Origin of the sequence: Rhodococcus antarcticus (assembly GCF_026153295.1) — a bacterium.
In the GTDB taxonomy this organism is placed as follows: Bacteria; Actinomycetota; Actinomycetes; order Mycobacteriales; family Mycobacteriaceae; genus Rhodococcus_D; species Rhodococcus_D antarcticus.
Map to the genome: position 1 here is coordinate 2729851 of NZ_CP110615.1, position 16776 is coordinate 2746626.

The window sequence follows — 16776 nt, forward strand, 5'->3', positions numbered from 1 at the left end:
GCGGCGCTCGGCTGCAGCCCCTACTCGCAGCCGATGCCGTCACCGTCCCGGTCGAGCCTGCTCGAGTACCCCGGCTGACCGCGGCGCACGGGTGCAGCGCCCGCGGCCCGGGCCTCCGTGCAGCTCTTGTAGTAGACGCCGCCCGGGGCCGCGGCCGGGGGAGCGACGGGTGCGGCCGCCGGGGTCGTGCGCACCGGAGCGGCCTGGGTGGTCGGGGCGGGCGCCGGCGCGCGGGTCGTCGTGGCCGACCGCTGCGCCGCGACGGCCCGGGCGTCGGCCTCACGCGCGGCCTGCTGGTGCGCCGCGCCCTCACCGAGGGCGACAGCGTCGGTGACCACCGCCTCGTCGGCACAGCCCGACAGGACCCCCGCGACGGCCACCCGCTCGGCGTCGGTGACCCACAGCCCGTACCTCGCCTTCACGCTGACCTGGCGCGCCACGTAGGCGCAGCGGAAGGCCCTGCTCGGCGGGAGCCAGGTGGCCGCGTCGCCGTCACCCTTCGCGGCGTTCGTGGGGCCGTCGGTGGCCAGCAGGTTCAACGGGTCGTTGGCGAACGCGGTGCGGGTGGTGAGGTCCCAGCCCTGCGCGCCCTTCTGCCACGCGTCCGAGAGGGCCACGACGTGGTCGACCTGCACGGCCTCGCTGGTGCCCTCGCCCCGGACGAAGGCGATGGTCGTCGCCGTGTACGGGTCGGCCAGGGTGCCGCTGAGCACCAGGCAACCCTGCGTGCCCGGCTTGACCGTGGCCGCGGTGAGGTCGCGGGCCAGCACGTCGTTGCGGGTGTCGCAGCCGTTGCGGTCCACGTCGGCCCAGGCCTGGCCGAACACGTCACGGTCGTAGCCGGTCCTCGGCGCACGCCCCTTCACCTCCAGGGTGCCCAGCGCGGCCAGGGCGGAGCCGTCCGACGCCCCGGCCACGAGCGCGACCACCGGGTCCACGGGGGTGGTCGGTGCGGCCGTGCTGGTCGGGGTGGCTGACGGCGACGGTGCGGTCAGTGCGGCAGCCGGCACCGGCTCCGGGGTGGGCAGGAGATTCCCACCGACCACCAGCAGCACCAGCCCGGCCGCCAGCACCCCGCCCCCGAGCCTGCGCGAGGCCAGCAGCGCCCACCCCGACCGGCCGACGAGCACCGACCCGAGGCCGAGCACCAACAAGGTCAGCCCCAGCGCGACGAGCGCACCACCGGCGCCCGAGGTGAGCGCGCCGACGAGCGCCAGGAGCGCGCCGAGCCCGCCCACCACGGCGAGCGTGACCATCCCGGTGGTGCTGCGCGGGGCGTGCCCCGGACGGAGCGGGTCCAGCGTCGACGGGTCCAGCGGTCGGTACGGGTCGAACGGCGCGGACATGCGGTGGCCCCCCGGCGGTCGTCATGTTCCGGGGCGGTGGCCGCGCGGAGCTACCCGTGTGTCGCTCAGGGTTCTCACAGCGTTACGGAGGACTCTCGTGGTGCGGGACGTCGAGTTGTGGAGGACGGTGCACGGAGAGACGAAGGAGGGCGGCGGTGCCACGGGAGCTGACGGCGGTGCTGCTCGCGGTCGTCGCGTCGCTGTTCATCGCCACCGGGATCGTCGTGCGGCAGCACTCCACCCGACACGTGCACGAGGACGACGCGGTCGGCACGGGGATGGCCACAGCCCTGGTGTGCCAGCCGCTGTGGTGGGCCGGAACGGCGGCAGCGGTGGGCGGGTTCGTGTTCCAGGCGCTCGCGCTCGGCCGTGGTTCGCTGCTGCTGGTGCAGCCGGTGCTGGTGTCGTCCCTGCTGTTCGCGCTGCCGCTGAGCGCACGGCTGGTGCACCGTCGCGTGACCGGTCGCGAGTGGACGTGGGCGCTGCTGCTCAGCGCGGCCATCGCGGTGTTCGTGCTCGTCGGCAACCCCAAGCCCGGACGGCCCCGCCCACCGGGCCCGTCCTGGACCGTGGCGGCGGTGGCGGTCCTCGTGGTGCTGGTCGCGTGCCTGCTGGGCGTGCGGCGCTCGCAGGGAAGGGTTCGCGCGGTCCGCCTCGCCATCGCGGTGGCCGTGCTGTTCGGCGTGGTCGCGGTGCTCACCACCATCTGCGTGCACCGCCTCGAGCGCGGGGGGCTCGGGGCGCTGCTCACCGTGCCCGCGCCGTACGCGCTGGTGGTGGTCGCGCTGCTGGCCACGGTGCTGCAGCAGTCGGCGTTCCACGCGGGCGCGCTGCAGACGTCGGTACCCACGATGATCGTGCTCGAGCCGATGGTGGCCGTCACCCTGGGCGTCGCGGTGCTGGGCGACCACCTCTCGGTGGGTGGGCCGGGGGTGGCCCTGCTCGTGCTGGCCGTGCTGGTGATGGTCGGCAGCACCGTGGCGCTGGCGGTGGAGGCCGTGAGCCACGAGAAGGTGCCCGAGCTCGCGCGCGTCTGAGCACGCCCGCGCAGCACACCGCCGCTCAGGACACCGCCGCTCAGGACACCGTGTCCACGAACCGGGTGAGCACGTCCAGGAACACCGCCGGCTGCTCGGAGTGCACCCAGTGCCCGGCGCCCTTGATGCGCACGAGCCGGGTCTGCGGGAACAGCGCGTCCATCCGCGGGCGGTCCTCGGCGCGCACGTAGCTCGAGTCGGCGCCGGCGATCCACAGCACCGGCCCGTCGAAGACCGCGCCGGGCGCCGGCTCCGGGAAGTGCACCAGCCCGTCCAACCCGTCGCGCAGCACGTCCAGGTTCAGCCGCCACCGCCAGCGCTCCCCGTCGCGGACCAGGCTCTGCAGGAGGAACCCCCGCACGCCCGCCTCGGGCACGGCCTCGGTGAGCGCGGCGTCGGCCTCCCCCCGGGTGCGCAGCGCGTCGACGTCGATCGCCTGCATCGCCGCGATGTAGCGGGCGAACGGGGAGCCGGGGCGCTCGGCCGGGTAGTCCACGGGGGCGATGTCGACCACGACCAGCGCGCGCAGCAGGTCGGGGCGGCGCAGCGCCACGGTCATGGCCGTCTTGCCGCCCATGGAGTGCCCCACCAGCACCACCTGCTCGGCGAACCCCGCCAGCAGCTCGGCGATCCCGTCGGCCATCGCCCCGTAGTCCTGGGTCGGTGTCCACCCCGAGCGTCCGTGGTTGGGCAGGTCGACGGTGGTCACGCGGTGCCCGGTGGCCGCGAGCCGGCTCGCGATGGTGGCGAAGTTCTTGCCCTGGCCGAAGAGCCCGTGCAGCAGGACGACGTGCGGTCCGACGTCTCCGACCGTGCGCGTGGCGAGGGTGGTCACCCGTCCATCCCACCACTGCCGGTGCGGGAGGATGGACGGCGTGGACGAGCACGAGTTCTGGGAGATCGTGGACGAGACGCGCGCCGAGGCCCGCGGCAACCTCGACGCGCACGTGGAGTCGCTGCACGCGCGCCTGTCCGGGCTGGACGTGGACGAGGTGGTCGAGTTCGACCGGCTGCTCGTCGAGGCCAACCACGCGCTGTACTCGTGGACCCTGTGGGGAGCGGCGGACCTGCTGTTCGGCAGCTGCGGCGACGACGCGTTCACCGACGCGCGCTCCTGGGTGGTGAGCCTGGGCAGCAGCACGTACCGCGAGGCGCTGGCCGACCCCGAGGCGCTGGCCGACATCGACGTCGACGTGGACCCGGACGACCTCACCGTGGCCGAGCGCTGGGCGGGGGTGCCGGCCGAGGTCTACGCCGGGCACACCGGGCGCCACCTCGAGGAGGTCTACCCGGACCGGGTGGCCATCTCCCTGCCCGACGGCGAGCCGGTGGGCACCCAGCTCAGCGACGAGCCCGAGGTGCTGGCGGAGCACTTCCCCCGCCTGGCGGAGCGGTTCGGGTAGGTGAGCGCCCGCGCCGTGGTGCGCCACGGCCAGCCGCTACGCTGCTCCACCGGGCGCTCGCGCCCCGCGCCTCTATAGCTCAGGGGATAGAGCATCGGTTTCCTAAACCGTGTGTCGCAGGTTCGAATCCTGCTAGGGGCACCCTATTTATGCCGCTGACAGGCAAATCTCGGACCGTCGCCGCGGCCCGTCCAGCTCAGGCCGTCGCCACAGTGCGAGCACTTCCGTCCCGGACACTGGCTCAGGTGTCCACGCCACCTCGCGACGCCGCTCGGGTTCCAGGGTCGAACGGGAGGGCTCACGCCGATACCTGGGTCCGTCGCCCGTACGACGCCCATCCATAACGTCCCCGGCCTGTCGTGGCGAGGCGGCCGATCCGGGAAGGCGGTCCTGAGCGATGGGTGACCGTGCCGGTCCCGGACGCCACTCGTCGGTGCTCACTCGAAGGGCCCGGGCGACGCACGCCCGAACCGGGGCATCGAGCTCGTTCCACCAGGGTTCCACCCGCCCCGACCGAGCTGATCACCCCGGTGCGAGCACGGTGCCGTGGTGCCGGTGACGGGCTGTTCCACGTCGACGTCACCCGGCCAGGACGAGCACCTCCATGGCAGCACCGTCGGCAGTCACGTCCTCGTCAACCACAGCCGTGAACAGGTGCACGACACCGGCGGGCTCAGACCAGGAGTGCAAGCAGCTCCGCGACGCGCCGGCCACTCCATCTCGTTCACCGTGCGCACTAGTAATTGTCTCCTGCGCGGTCCTTGCGTCACACCCTTGACGGTTCTACTGTGCGGGTTTCAGCCCACGCGAGACCTCACACGAGATCAGCCCCGAGCTGCCACGGCCGTCTTCTTCACGACAAGCGGCCACGGCGTTCGCAACGGATCAAGTACTGGTGCGCACGACGAGGAGACGACAATGGCGCCACGATACTTCAGTCACGTTGACCTGACGCGGTACCGCCGCTTGGCTATACCCCTTCTCACGGGACTACTCGTGGCCGCTACAGCCCTCAGCGTGCAGGTGGCGTCCTCCGCGACCGCTGAAACCGTCCGCGTTCAGCAAGGCCCCGGTGACAAAATTACCTTGTGCCACGCCACCGCCTCGAAGTCGAACCCCTACAGGACGATAAAGGTAGACGCGGCCGGTGCGTATGACGGCCACTACCGCCAGCACGCCAAAGACATCATCCCAGCATTCACCTACAAGGGCCACGACTACCCCGCAGTAGGAAACCAAGACATCCTCGCGGCCGGCTGCAAGGTCAAGCCGGCCACCACGACCCCGACCACCACCACGACACCGACCACCACCACGACACCGACCACCACCACGACACCGACCACCACCACGACACCGACCACCACCACGACACCGACCACCACCACGACACCGACCACCACGACAAAGGCGGCCACCACCACCACCACCACCACCACCACCACCAAGGCGGCCACACCGACCACCACCACCCGACCCACGGCAGTGCTGGTTCCCCCGGTGCCCGGTGGGCAAGCGGGCGCGATCGTTCCGAACGCGGCCACCCGTGGCAGCGTGACCAACAACCAGGCCAGCTCCGGGCCGATCCCCGGCAGTGTGGACGCCGGCCAGGCAGCAGTCTCGGCGTGGAAGGTGCCGCTCGGGGTGGCGCTGGCAGTGCTCGGTGCCGCTGGGTTGCTGACGATGTCCCTGCGCAGGCGCCACCTGCGGTGACGTAGTGGTCCTCAGGCAGGTGGCCACCGGGCTCAGCGCGCTGCTGATCGCCTCCGGCACGGCACTGATCGCCGACCACGAGCTCGGCACCACCCAGTCCGCCATCGTGCTGGGTGGTGCCGCGCTACCCGCCGAGGTAGCAGCGACGGAGGCCCTACCGGTCTCGGCGGCGCCTGCACCGACGTCGACGTCCGTTCCCGATCGGTCAGGTACACCGGTCGAGCTGGTCATTCCATTCGCCAGCAGCAACCATCCAGACGGCGTCTCTGCTGAGATCACCGCGAATCCGCTCAACCCGAGTGGGTCGCTGTTCGTACCACCTGACCCGCGTGTGCTCAGCTGGGCCAGCGAGGACGCCGCCCCGGGCTCGGGCAGAGGCACCGTCATCATCACCGGGCACATCAACTACGTCATCGATGGAAAGCTCGTACGAGGCGCGCTCAGCGACGTGGCTGAGTACGGCGTGAACAACATTGGCGAGACCTTCACCGTGGTTCTCGCCGATCAACGCCGACTCACTTACCAGATCAGCGCAGCAGCCGAGTACAACAAGGACGAGCTCGCTGCGCGACCGGAGCTGAGAAGGTCTCTCTACGACCAGGACAGCGACTTCGGGCAGCCGGGCGCCGCACGTTCGGATCGATTGCTGCTCGTGTCGTGCGGTGGTGCGTTCGACAACGCCACGGGCAACTACGAGGACAACGTCTTCTTGTACGCGTTGCCCGTCGGATAGCTGTGCTCGCCACGCCGAAGGGTCGAGGCGTGCTGGCGTGACGTGGCCCCGGACGACGACGCGGCCCTGGCCGTCGGGCTCCGGGCGGAGCCACCAGCAGCGCGGTGGCTCCGCCCGGCCGGTTCGCCCGGCCGGTCAGCCCGGGCGCCGCCGTCAGCCGAGCGCGGCCGTGCGTTCCAGGATCGCGTCCAGGTCGAGCCCGGTGGGCAGGGTCCCGTAGGCCCGGCCCCAGTCCCGGTCCAGCCGGGTCGCGCAGAAGGCATCCGCGACCGCGGCGGGCGCGTGCCGCACCAGCAGCGAGCCCTGGAAGACCAGCGCGAGCTGCTCGACCACGCGGCGGGCGCGGTGCTCCAGGTCGTCGACCGAGGTCAGCTCCTTCTTCAGCCGGTCCAGGGCAGCGTCGAACCGGGCGTCGGCCCCCTCGGCCCGCTCCACCTCGCCCAGGTAGGCGTCCAGGGTGTGCGGCTCCCGGGCGACGGCCCGCAGCGCGTCGAGCGCCGCCACGTTGCCCGAGCCCTCCCATATCGAGAGCAGGGGCATCTCGCGGTAGAGGCGTGGCATGTCGGAGTCCTCGATGTAGCCGTTGCCGCCGAGGCACTCGAGCGCCTCGCCGGCGACGGCCGGGGCCTGCTTGCACACGTGGTACTTGGTCACGGCCAGGGCGATGCGCCGCAGCGCCGCCTCGCCCTCGTCGCCGCCGATCGCGCGGTCGTTGGCCCCGGCGAGCCGCATCATCGCCGTGGTGGCGGCCTCGGACTCCACGGCCAGGTCGGCCAGCACGTTGCGCATGAGCGGGGCGTCGACCAGCTTCGCCCCGAAGGCCGACCGGTGCCGCGCGTGGTGGGTGGCCTGCAGGACGGCGGTCCGCATGCCGGACGAGGCGCCGATCACGCAGTCCAGGCGGGTCATGTTCACCATCTCCACGATGGTGCGCACCCCCCGGCCCTCCTCCCCCACGAGCCAGCCGACGGCACCGTCGTACTCGATCTCCGCCGACGCGTTCGAGCGGTTGCCGAGCTTGTCCTTCAGCCGCACCAGCCGCACCGCGTTCCGCGCGCCCCCCGCCAGCACCCGCGGCACCAGGAAGCAGGACAGCCCGCCCGGCGCCTGCGCGAGGGTGAGGAACACGTCCGAGACCGGGGCGCTGGTGAACCACTTGTGCCCGACGAGGCTGTGGCTGCCGTCGGCCTGCGGGGTGGCCGTGGTGGTGTTGGCGCGCACGTCGGAGCCGCCCTGCTTCTCCGTCATCGACATCCCCGCGACCAGGCCGCGCTTGGTGGCCGGGTCCCGCAGGCCGGGGTCGTACTCGCGGTTGGTGAGCAGCGGCTCCAGCTGGGCGGAGAGTGCCGCGTTCGCCCGCAGGGCCGGGACCACGGCGTACGTCATCGAGATGGGGCACGTGTGGCCGGCGTCGACGTTCCACGCCGCGAACTTCGCGGCGCGGGCGACGTGGGCCCCCGGGCGGGGGTCGGCCCACGCCGCCCCGTGCAGCCCGTGGGCGACGGCCGTGGTCATCAGCTGGTGGTAGGCCGCGTCGTACTCGACGTCGTCGGTGCGGTTGCCGTAACGGTCGTGGGTGTGCAGCACGGGCCTCGAGCGCTCGGCGACCCGTCCGAGCTGCTGGGCGTGCTCGGTGCCCGCGAGGCGACCGAGCTCCTCGAGCTCCGGCAGCGCCCACCCCGCACCCTCCCGCACGAGCCCCTCGCGCAGCGCCGCGTGGTCGCTGGTGTCGTGGCCGACGAGCGGCGGGACCTGGTTGAGGACGTCGTGGGTGGCCATGGCCGGACGTTACGACCCGACGCACACGTGCGTCAACAGATGTAATGCCGTCCCGCGGGTCGCCACTGTGGCAGGGTGCCGCCGTGCCCGAGTGGAAGCCCCTATCGGCCCGCTCGACCGTGCTCAGCCTGGTGCTCGGGGCGCACCCGGAGGGACTGAGCGCCCGGCAGCTCACCCGGACCGCGCTCGGTCTCGGCGTGTCTGCCGCCACCACGCGCGTGGCGCTCACCCGGGCGGTCGCGGCGGGTGACCTGCGACGCGCGGACGGCATCTACCAGCTGGGGTCGCGCCTGCTGGAGCGCGGCCGACGTCAGGAGGAGCACACCGCCGAGCTGCCCTGGGACGGGTCCTGGGAGATGGCCGTGGTGGTCGGTGCGGGTGGGTCCGGTGGCGAGCGGCTGGCCCGGCGGGCCGCGCTGGCCGCGCGCCGGCTGGCCGAGCAGAGGGAGGGCGTGTGGCTGCGGCCGGCGAACCTGGGACCTCGGCCACCCGCTCCCGACGACAGGGCCGTCCAGACCTTCCGGGCGGTGCCCGACGGTGATCCCGTGGTGCTGGCCGCCACGCTGTGGGACCTCCCCGGCTGGGCCGCCGTCACGGGCGCAGCGGTCGACGCCCTGGCCGGCACGCCGGAGCCCGCGACCCGGCTGGCCGTCGCCGCCCACCTGGTCCGGCACCTCGCCACCGACCCCCTGCTCCCCGCCGAGCTGTGCCCCCCGGACTGGCCCGCCGACGCGGCCCGCGCCGTGTACCGCGACTACCAGCGGGAGGTGCTGGCGCAGGTGCACGGGGCGGGCTGAGGTCACCGACGTCGCGCACCGGCCCCAAGCACCGGCTACCGTCACCTCGAGTCCCCGGCCCCCGGACGACGTTCGACGGACGTCCTGGTCCGCCACGCGACGAGGTCGGGAGGACACGTGCGACCAGACGAGCTGCTCGTCCGGCGGGTGGCCCGCGCCGCCCTGGACGTCGCCACCGAGCTCCAGGTGGCGGGCAGCGTCGTCCGGCGTCGCGCCGACTGGCCGGGCAGCGTCGAGGACTGGACCACCGCCTCCGCCGCCGCGGAGGACCGGCTGCAGCGCCCGGTCGCCTCGGGACTGAGCCGGGCCACGGACACCGTGTGGGCCACGCTCCTGGACTGGCCGCGCAGCACCGAGGAGCTCGTGGCGGCCGCCCGGCGGAACCAGGAGCTCACGGCCCGGGTGCGGGGCGTGCCGTCGGTCCCCGAACGGGGTTCTGGCACGGTGGCGGGGTGGACGAGGACCTGAGCTCGGTGCTGACGGCCGTGGGTCCACGGCTGCGCGCCGTGCGCCACCAGCGCGGGACCACCCTCGCCGACCTCGCCACGGCCACGGGCATCTCGGTGAGCACCTTGTCCCGGCTGGAGTCCGGGCAGCGGCGCCCCAACCTCGAGCTCCTGCTCCCGCTCGCCCGCGCCCACGGGGTGGCCCTGGACGACCTGGTGGGTGCACCGGCAACGGGGGATCCCCGCGTGCACCTGCGCCCGGTGACCCGGTTCGGCATGACGGTGCTGCCGCTGACCCAGCGCCCGGGCGGCGTGCAGGCCTACAAGATGGTGCTCCCGGTGGACGGCCGGCCCGGCGAGCCGGACCTGCAGTCCCACGAGGGCCACGAGTGGCTCTACGTCCTGGACGGAGCACTGCGCCTGGTCCTGGGTGAGCAGGACCTGCTGCTGACGGCGGGCGAGGCGGCGGAGTTCGACACCCGCACCCCGCACTGGTTCACCGGCTCGGGCGGGCGGCCGACCGAGTTCCTGGCCCTGTTCGGCCGCCAGGGCGAGCGCGCCCACCTGCGGGTCCGACCGAGGGCCGATCCCGACGCAGCCTGGTAGCGGGTCGACGGTGCCCTGCCCCGTGACGAGGGGGCGGGCTACGCCGTGGCGACGGGACGGTCCGGGTCCGAGGACCACTGCGACCACGAGCCGACGTACAGCGCGGCGTCGATCCCGGCGACCGCCAGCGCGGCCACCTCGTGGGCGGCGGTCACCCCCGAGCCGCAGTAGACCCCGACGTCCGCGCGGTCGGCCCCGAGGCCCGCGAACCGGGCCCGCAGCTCGTCGGTGGGGCGGATCTCTCCTGCGACGGTGAGGTTCTCGGCCGTCGGGGCGCTCAGCGCGCCGGGGACGTGGCCGGCCCGGGGGTCGATCGGCTCGGTCTCCCCGCGGTAGCGCTCCCCGGCGCGGGCGTCCAGCAGCACCCCGGTCACGGCCAGCGCCGCGGCGCCGTCGGCGTCCAGCACGGGCAGGTGCCCCGGGCTCAGCTCCACGTCGCCGGGCTCGGGCACCACGTCACCGGCCTCGACCGGCCCGCCGGCCCGCACCCACGCCCCGAGCCCGCCGTCGAGCAGGTGCACGTCGGTCACCCCCGCCCAGCGCAGCAGCCACCACGCCCGCGCGGCGGCCATCGATCCGGAGTCGTCGTAGGCGACCACCCTCGACCCCGCCCGGACGCCCCACCGGCGAGCGGCGGCCTGCAGGTCGGCGATCTCGGGCAGCGGGTGGCGTCCCGCCGCCGGCCCGGGCTCCCCCGCGAGCTCGTGGTGCAGGTCGACGAACACCGCACCCGGCAGGTGCCCGGCCGCGTGGTGCTCGCGACCGTGCGGGTCACCCAGCACCCAGCGCACGTCCAGCAGCACCACGGGCTCCCCCGCCTCGACCCGGGTCCGGAGATCGGTGGCGGTGACGAGGACGTCGGTGCGCGAGGACATGGGAGAACCTTCCCAGCCGGGGCGCCGCGGCGTCGACCAGCGGTGTCCACCACGATGGGTGCGGGGCACCGCCGCCCCCGCGCCGCCGAGGAGGAACCACCGTGGACTTCGCACTGTCAGCCAAGGCCGAGGACGTCTGCGGCCGCACGTGGGACTTCATGCGCGAGTGCGTGTTTCCCGCGGAACCGGTGTGGGACGCCTGGCGCGCGGCGCGCGGGCACGACGACCACGGCACCCCGCCGGTGCTGGAGGAGCTCAAGGTCGAGGCGCGCAGGCGCGGGCTGTGGAACCTGTTCCACCACGAGCTCTCCGGGCTCTCCAACCTGGAGTACGCCGCCGTCGCCGAGATCACCGGCTGGTCGCCCGTCATCGCCCCCGAGGCCCTGAACTGCCAGGCCCCGGACACGGGCAACATGGAGACGCTGATGCTGTTCGGCACCGACGAGCAGAAGGCACGCTGGCTCACCCCGCTGCAGGAGGGCACCCTGCGCTCGGCGTTCGCGATGACCGAGCCCGAGGTGGCCAGCTCGGACGCCCGCAACATCCAGACGTCGATCGTGCGCGACGGCGACGACTACGTCATCAACGGTCGCAAGTGGTGGATCACCGGCACGGCCGACGAGCGGTGCGGGATCTTCATCGTCATGGGCAAGACCGACCCGGACGCCCCCGGGGCCCGCCAGCAGTCGATGGTGCTGGTGCCTCGGGACGCCCCGGGCCTGGAGATCGTGCGCAACCTGCCGATCTTCGGCTACCAGGACCAGCACGGGCACTCCGAGCTGACGTTCACCGACGTGCGCGTGCCGGTGACCAACCTGCTGGCGCAGGAGGGTGACGGGTTCCGGATCGCCCAGGCGCGGCTGGGCCCGGGCCGGGTGCACCACGCCATGCGGGCGATCGGGATGGCCGAGCGGGCGCTGGCGCTGATGGTGGCGCGCTCCAAGGACCGGGTGGCCTTCGGCAAGCCGCTGGCCGAGCAGGGCGTGGTGCAGGCGCTGGTGGCCGACTCCCGCGTGGAGATCGACCAGGTGCGGCTGTACGTGCAGAAGACGGCGTGGCTGATCGACGCCCACGGGGCGAACGGGGCGCGCAGCGAGATCGCGGGCATCAAGGTCGCCGCACCCAAGGTGGCGTGCGCGGTGATCGACCGGGCCATCGAGGTGTTCGGCGGCATGGGCGTCAGCGACGACACGCCCCTGGCCTACTTCTCCGCCTGGGCCCGGGTGCTGCGCATCGTGGACGGTCCGGACGCGGTGCACCGTCGCTCGATCGCCCGCGAGGAGATGGGCCGGGAGCGGCCCTACGTCGGCTGAGCGGCCTCAGGCCGGCGGTGCGAACAGCTCCAGCGCGGTGCCGTCGGGATCGGTGAAGGACACCCCGCTGCCGTAGTGGGCGTCGACGATCCCGCCGTGGGCGACACCGAGCTCGTCGAGCCGGGCGGCCCAGGCCTCGAGCTCCGCCCGGTCGGTGCAGCCGAAGGCCAGGTGGTCCAGTCCGGCTCGGCGGGCGTCGAAACCGCCGGTGACGGCACCGCCCGGGTGGGTGTGCAGGCCGAAGAGCTGGCCCGACGGCAGCGCGAAGACCGTGTGGTGGAAGCCCCCGGTGGTCTCGTCCTCGTCGAGCACGGGCTCTGAGCCGAACAGCGCGGTGTACCAGGCGGTGCTGGCGGCGAGGTCGGTGACGGTCACGGCGGCGTGGGACAGCGGGGGGAACGCGGGCACGGGAGCTCCTTCGTCGGGGGGTCCCCCCTGTCTACCCAGCCCAGCGGTGCGCGTCACCTGGTCGACCGGACAGGTCCGCCCCGCCCCGTCGTCGGGCCGCGGCCCGCCGCCCAGCCCACCGCCGCGTGCAGCGCCGCAGCCGCGCCGTCGGACGCCGCGTCCGCCACCACCAGGTGGGCCAGCGCCAGCAGCGGCGCCGGTGAGCCCGCCATGGCCACGGCGGTACCGGCCGCAGCCAGCATCGTCAGGTCGTTCATGCCGTCCCCGACCGCGAGCACGTCCGCCGCGGCCACCCCCAGCCCGGTCGCGACGGCAGCCACCGCCACCCCCTTGCCCACCCCGGGGGCGGTCACGTTGACGAAGAGCTCACCGGGGAACATCGGCGACGTCGACGCCTCCGCGGCCAGCCCCAGGGCCGCCGCACCGGTCAGCACGTGGTCCAGCTCGTCGTCCTCGTGCACCGTCACCGTCGCCTTGAGCACCTCGTCGACGTCCAGGTCGAGCTCGTCGACGAGCCCGTCGGGCGGGCCGCTGACGATCTCCCAGGCGCGGTGCGCGGCCGGGCGGCGGTCGGTGACGAGGAACCGCGTGCCGGTGTAGAGCTCGCCGTACAGGTCGCGCTGGGCGAGCAGCGCGGCGAGGTCGGAGGCCGCCCCGCTCGGCAGCGGCCAGCTGTGCAGCGCGCGCCCCTCGTGCACCACCTGGGCCCCGTTGTGGACCACCGCGGGCACGGTCAGGCGGAGCTGGGCCTGCAGCGCGCGCAGCCCCTGGGGCAGCCGCCCCGTCGCGATCCCCACGTGCAGCCCGGCCCGTCGGGCCGCCGCCACGGCCGCGGCGACGGGCGGGGATGCGGTGGTGCCGCTGGCCACCAGGGTGCCGTCGACGTCGCAGACCACGTACCGGGGGACCCGGGCGGTCCAGTCGTCGAAGCGTGGTCCACGGGTGACACCGGTCGGCAGGGAGGCAGGCACGGGTGTGATCCCACCACCGGGTTCAACGCGCGGCGAGGGCCGGGGCACGAGACCCTGGGTCCATGAGAGTCCTGGTCGCCGGCGCATCCGGCTTCGTCGGTCGACGGCTGTGTCCCGCCCTGGAGGACGCCGGGCACGAGGTGCGGGCGATGACCCGCAAGCCCGGGACGTACACGGGCACGGGTACGGCGGTGCGCGGTGACGTGCACGAGGAGGACACCCTCGACGCCGCGCTGGAGGGCTGCGAGGCCGCGTACTACCTGGTGCACTCCCTGGACGACCCGAACTTCGAGAAGCGCGACGCCGACGCCGCGCGCACCTTCGCCCGCGCTGCCAAGGACGCCGGCGTGCAGCGGATCGTCTACCTCGGCGGCCTGGGCGACGACGCCGACGACCTGTCGGCCCACCTGCGCAGCCGCCGCGAGGTGGAGGACCTGCTGGGCTCCGCGGGCGTCCCCGTCACCACGCTGCGGGCCGGGATCATCGTCGGCCACGGCGGGATCTCCTGGGAGATGACCCGCCAGCTCGTCGAGCACCTGCCCGCCATGATCACCCCGCGCTGGGTGCGGACCCGGACGCAGCCGATCGCCGTGGCCGACGTCGTGCGCTACCTCGTCGGCGTGCTCGAGGTGCCGGAGGCCGCGGACCGCGCCTTCGACATCGGCGGGCCGGACGTGCTGCAGTACGTGGAGATGATGCGCCGGGTCGCGACCATCGAGGGACGCACGATGCTCGTGGTCCCGGTGCCGCTGCTGACCCCGCAGCTCTCCTCGCGCTGGCTCTCCTTCGTCACCGACGTGGACGTGCAGACCGGGCGCTCGCTCATCGACTCCATGAGCAACGAGGTGGTGGTGCGCGACGACAGCATCCGCGCCCTGGTGCCCTTCGAGCCGATGGACTACGACGACGCCGTGCTCGCCGCCCTCGGCGAGCGGGCGAAGGCGGCCCGGGCGTGAAGCCGTTCGACCGCGGGCGGGCCCGGCTGCTGGCCACGGTCCCGTCGTGGCTGGTGGAGAAGGTGCCGCGCGACCACCGGGAGAGTGACGCGGCCTTTCACCACCGGCGTCGGGTGGTGGCCGGGGTGTCCGTGCTGGGGGCCGGGCTGCTCGGCCGGTCGCTGTCCACCAGGCCCGGGTCGAGGACGTTCTACGCGCTCACCTCCGCGGTGGCCGGGACCTGGGTGGCCGGCGGGCTCGCCTCGGGCCCGCTGCACCTGGGGTGGATGCAGCGGCCGAACCACCAGCTGAGCCGGCCGGTGGCGCTGCCGGTGCTCACCGGTGCGGCCGCGTTCGGCGTGTTCTACGGGTGCGCGCTGGTCGCGCGCGAGGTGCCCGTGCTCAACCGGGCCATCGCCTCGATCCTGCAGTACGCCCGCGCGGGCTCGCCCCGGCTGGTGCTGGCCACGACACTGGCCAACGGGGCGGCCGAGGAGGTGTTCTTCCGGGGGGCGCTCTACGCGGCCGTGGGCGTGGACCGGCCGGTGCTGAAGTCCACCGCGGTCTACGCGCTGGCCACGACCGCGACCCGAAACCCGGCCCTGGTGCTGGCGGCCACCGTGATGGGCGCCCTGTTCGGCGTGCAGCGGCAGGTCACCGGCGGCATCCAGGCGCCCCTGCTGACCCACCTGACGTGGTCCACCCTGATGCTGCGGTACCTGCCGCCGCTGTTCGCCGATCCCACCGACGCAGGCCCCACCGCCGCCGGCTGACCCGCCGCTCAGCGCCAAGTGCGGGCTTCTAGCGGTCATTGAGCGCGGAATGGCAGCCACAAGCCCGCACTTGGCGGGTCTTGGGGGGGCGTCAGCCGTCGGCGGTGCTCCGGCGCAGCACCAGCAGCAGCACCACCAGGGCGAGGGCCTCCCCGCCGAGCATCACCGAGCCCATCGCCAGGCTGTCGTTGCCCAGCAGCCCCACCACGGGCGAGACGAGCGCCCCGAAGCCGAACTGCACCGCCCCGAGCAGCGCGGCAGCGGTTCCGGCCGCCTCCCCGTGCCGGGACAGCGCCAGCGCCGGAGCGTTCGGCAGCACCAGCCCCACCGTGCCCAGCAGCAGCCACAGCGGCACGAGCAGCCCCGGCAGCCCGCCGGACCCGGTGGCCGCGACCACGACGAGCACCACCCCGACCACCACGCCACCGACGAGCGCACCCACCGTGATCTGCTCCGGCGTGCGGCGGTCCAGCAGTCGCACGTTGAGCTGCGAGGCCCCGATCAGCGCCACCGCCCCCGCGGCGAACACGAAGGCGAACTGCTGCTCGTCCAGGGCGTACTCCTCCTGGAAGACGAACGAGCTCCCGGCCACGTAGGCGAACAGCGCGGACATCGCGAGCCCGGCGACCCCGACCAGCGCCACGAACTGGCGGTCCCGCAGCAGCGCCGCGTAGGTGCGCAGGGCCGGAGCGAGACCACCGCTGCGCCGGGCCGCGGGCGGCAGGGTCTCCGGCAGCAGCACAGCCCCCACGACGAGCAGCGCCACGCCGACCACCGCCAGCGCACCGAACACCCCGCGCCAGGACACCGTGGTCAGCAGGATCCCGCCCAGGGTGGGGGCCAGCACCGGAGCCACCCCCATCACGAGCATGAGCCGGGAGAGCACGGTGGCTGCGGCCCGGCCGTGGAACAGGTCGCGCACCACGGCCATGGCCACGACCGCGGCGGCCGCGGCGCCGGCACCCTGCAGCACCCGGAGCCCCCCGAGCACGGCCACGTCCGGCGCGGCGATGCAGGCCAGCGAGGCCAGCACGTGCAGCGCCGTCCCCACGAGCAGCGGACGCTTGCGCCCGAGGACGTCCGACAGCGGACCGATGACGAGCTGGCCGACGGCGAGCCCGAACAGCGTCCCGGTGAGGGTGAGCTGCGCCGTGGCCGAGGACGTGCCGAGATCGGCTGCGATGGTCGGCAGCGCCGGCAGGTACATGTCGATGGTCAGCGGGCCCAGGGCCACCAGCGAGCCGAGCACGAGGACCCAGCGCAGCAGGGCGCGACCCTCCGGCTGGACGGCGACGGCAGCGGTGGGTCGGAGCGGGGTGGTGACGGGGACGATCGTCGACTCGGCGGTCACGGCTCTCCTGGATCGGGAGGGCCCGACGGCGGTGTCGGGGCCTGCGGCGTACCCAGGCGCTAGCGCGCGCCGCGTCCGTCCTGTTCCCGGACGCTCAGCTCGAGTAGTCGCGGAAGGTCATCACGAAGCCGACCAGGGCCGCGGGAACCGACACGACGTAGACCACGACCCGCAGCCACGCCGGGCCGTCGACGGTGGCCACGGTCGAGCCGACCATCGCGGCGACGATGAGCAGCACGCCGTAGAACGGGGTGCGCATCGGGTGATCACCGCGGGCCACGCCCCGAGTG

Annotated in this window: 18 protein-coding genes and 1 tRNA gene; 11 read left to right on the forward strand and 8 right to left on the reverse strand. The window is 73.8% G+C overall.

Annotation, left to right across the window (positions count from 1 at the left end; all coding sequences use genetic code 11):
• Positions 1-20: 20 nt before the first annotated feature.
• A complete protein-coding gene (locus RHODO2019_RS13290) occupies positions 21-1346 on the reverse strand; it encodes a GmrSD restriction endonuclease domain-containing protein (RefSeq protein ID WP_265382234.1) in 1326 nt (441 codons plus the stop codon).
• A gap of 155 nt (positions 1347-1501) precedes the next feature.
• On the opposite strand from RHODO2019_RS13290, the gene RHODO2019_RS13295 reads away from it, so the two are divergent.
• A complete protein-coding gene (locus RHODO2019_RS13295) occupies positions 1502-2383 on the forward strand; it encodes a DMT family transporter (protein WP_265382235.1) in 882 nt (293 codons plus the stop codon).
• A 40-nt stretch (positions 2384-2423) separates the two neighbouring features.
• Here the strand turns inward: RHODO2019_RS13295 and RHODO2019_RS13300 are convergent, their stop codons facing one another.
• Positions 2424-3218 (reverse strand): alpha/beta fold hydrolase, encoded by a 795-nt coding sequence (locus RHODO2019_RS13300; RefSeq protein ID WP_265382236.1) that lies wholly within the window; start codon positions 3216-3218, stop codon positions 2424-2426.
• 40 nt (positions 3219-3258) lie between these two features.
• Here RHODO2019_RS13300 and RHODO2019_RS13305 point away from each other — a divergent pair, with 40 nt between their 5' ends.
• The 4 genes from RHODO2019_RS13305 to RHODO2019_RS13320 all read left to right on the forward strand — a co-directional run bounded on the left by RHODO2019_RS13305 (position 3259) and on the right by RHODO2019_RS13320 (position 6232).
• Positions 3259-3786, forward strand: coding sequence for a DUF4240 domain-containing protein (locus RHODO2019_RS13305; RefSeq protein ID WP_265382237.1), 528 nt, complete (start codon positions 3259-3261; stop codon positions 3784-3786).
• A gap of 68 nt (positions 3787-3854) precedes the next feature.
• Positions 3855-3927 (forward strand) — tRNA-Arg (locus tag RHODO2019_RS13310).
• Positions 3928-4803: 876 nt separating this feature from the next.
• Positions 4804-5499, forward strand: coding sequence for a hypothetical protein (locus tag RHODO2019_RS13315; protein WP_265382238.1), 696 nt, complete (start codon positions 4804-4806; stop codon positions 5497-5499).
• Positions 5500-5518: 19 nt separating this feature from the next.
• Positions 5519-6232, forward strand: coding sequence for a class F sortase (locus tag RHODO2019_RS13320; protein WP_265382239.1), 714 nt, complete (start codon positions 5519-5521; stop codon positions 6230-6232).
• Positions 6233-6385: 153 nt separating this feature from the next.
• Here the strand turns inward: RHODO2019_RS13320 and RHODO2019_RS13325 are convergent, their stop codons facing one another.
• Positions 6386-8011 carry an acyl-CoA dehydrogenase family protein gene (locus RHODO2019_RS13325; RefSeq protein WP_265382240.1) on the reverse strand — a complete coding sequence of 542 codons (1626 nt, stop codon included), beginning with the start codon at positions 8009-8011 and terminating at the stop codon, positions 6386-6388.
• Positions 8012-8094: 83 nt separating this feature from the next.
• On the opposite strand from RHODO2019_RS13325, the gene RHODO2019_RS13330 reads away from it, so the two are divergent.
• The 3 genes from RHODO2019_RS13330 to RHODO2019_RS13340 all read left to right on the forward strand — a co-directional run bounded on the left by RHODO2019_RS13330 (position 8095) and on the right by RHODO2019_RS13340 (position 9860).
• The gene (locus RHODO2019_RS13330) at positions 8095-8808 is read left to right on the forward strand and encodes a PaaX family transcriptional regulator C-terminal domain-containing protein (protein ID WP_265382241.1); all 714 of its coding nucleotides are present in this window, start codon (positions 8095-8097) and stop codon (positions 8806-8808) included.
• A gap of 117 nt (positions 8809-8925) precedes the next feature.
• Positions 8926-9276, forward strand: coding sequence for a hypothetical protein (locus RHODO2019_RS13335; protein ID WP_265382242.1), 351 nt, complete (start codon positions 8926-8928; stop codon positions 9274-9276).
• Entirely contained in the window at positions 9261-9860 is a 600-nt protein-coding gene (locus tag RHODO2019_RS13340) for a helix-turn-helix domain-containing protein (RefSeq protein WP_265382243.1), read from the forward strand. Before RHODO2019_RS13335 ends, RHODO2019_RS13340 begins: the two co-directional genes overlap by 16 nt.
• Positions 9861-9898: 38 nt before the next feature.
• Here the strand turns inward: RHODO2019_RS13340 and RHODO2019_RS13345 are convergent, their stop codons facing one another.
• Complete coding sequence (locus RHODO2019_RS13345; protein WP_265382244.1) at positions 9899-10735, reverse strand: sulfurtransferase; 837 nt, start codon at positions 10733-10735, stop codon at positions 9899-9901.
• 101 nt (positions 10736-10836) lie between these two features.
• Between RHODO2019_RS13345 and RHODO2019_RS13350 the strand changes: the two genes are divergently transcribed.
• Positions 10837-12048 carry an acyl-CoA dehydrogenase family protein gene (locus tag RHODO2019_RS13350; protein WP_265382245.1) on the forward strand — a complete coding sequence of 404 codons (1212 nt, stop codon included), beginning with the start codon at positions 10837-10839 and terminating at the stop codon, positions 12046-12048.
• Between the two features lie 6 nt (positions 12049-12054).
• Here RHODO2019_RS13350 and RHODO2019_RS13355 read toward each other — a convergent pair whose 3' ends face one another.
• Both RHODO2019_RS13355 and RHODO2019_RS13360 read right to left on the reverse strand, forming a co-directional pair.
• A complete protein-coding gene (locus tag RHODO2019_RS13355) occupies positions 12055-12456 on the reverse strand; it encodes a VOC family protein (protein WP_265382246.1) in 402 nt (133 codons plus the stop codon).
• A gap of 53 nt (positions 12457-12509) precedes the next feature.
• The gene (locus RHODO2019_RS13360; RefSeq protein ID WP_265382247.1) at positions 12510-13427 is read right to left on the reverse strand and encodes an HAD family hydrolase; all 918 of its coding nucleotides are present in this window, start codon (positions 13425-13427) and stop codon (positions 12510-12512) included.
• 62 nt (positions 13428-13489) lie between these two features.
• On the opposite strand from RHODO2019_RS13360, the gene RHODO2019_RS13365 reads away from it, so the two are divergent.
• Positions 13490-14383, forward strand: coding sequence for an NAD(P)H-binding protein (locus tag RHODO2019_RS13365; protein ID WP_265382248.1), 894 nt, complete (start codon positions 13490-13492; stop codon positions 14381-14383).
• Positions 14380-15135, forward strand: coding sequence for a CPBP family intramembrane glutamic endopeptidase (locus tag RHODO2019_RS13370; protein ID WP_265382249.1), 756 nt, complete (start codon positions 14380-14382; stop codon positions 15133-15135). Before RHODO2019_RS13365 ends, RHODO2019_RS13370 begins: the two co-directional genes overlap by 4 nt.
• A 91-nt stretch (positions 15136-15226) precedes the next feature.
• Here the strand turns inward: RHODO2019_RS13370 and RHODO2019_RS13375 are convergent, their stop codons facing one another.
• Positions 15227-16486, reverse strand: a complete 1260-nt coding sequence (locus RHODO2019_RS13375; protein ID WP_435532121.1) for a multidrug effflux MFS transporter — start codon at positions 16484-16486, stop codon at positions 15227-15229.
• 94 nt (positions 16487-16580) lie between these two features.
• Entirely contained in the window at positions 16581-16766 is a 186-nt protein-coding gene (locus RHODO2019_RS13380; RefSeq protein ID WP_265382250.1) for a hypothetical protein, read from the reverse strand.
• Positions 16767-16776 lie beyond the last annotated feature (10 nt).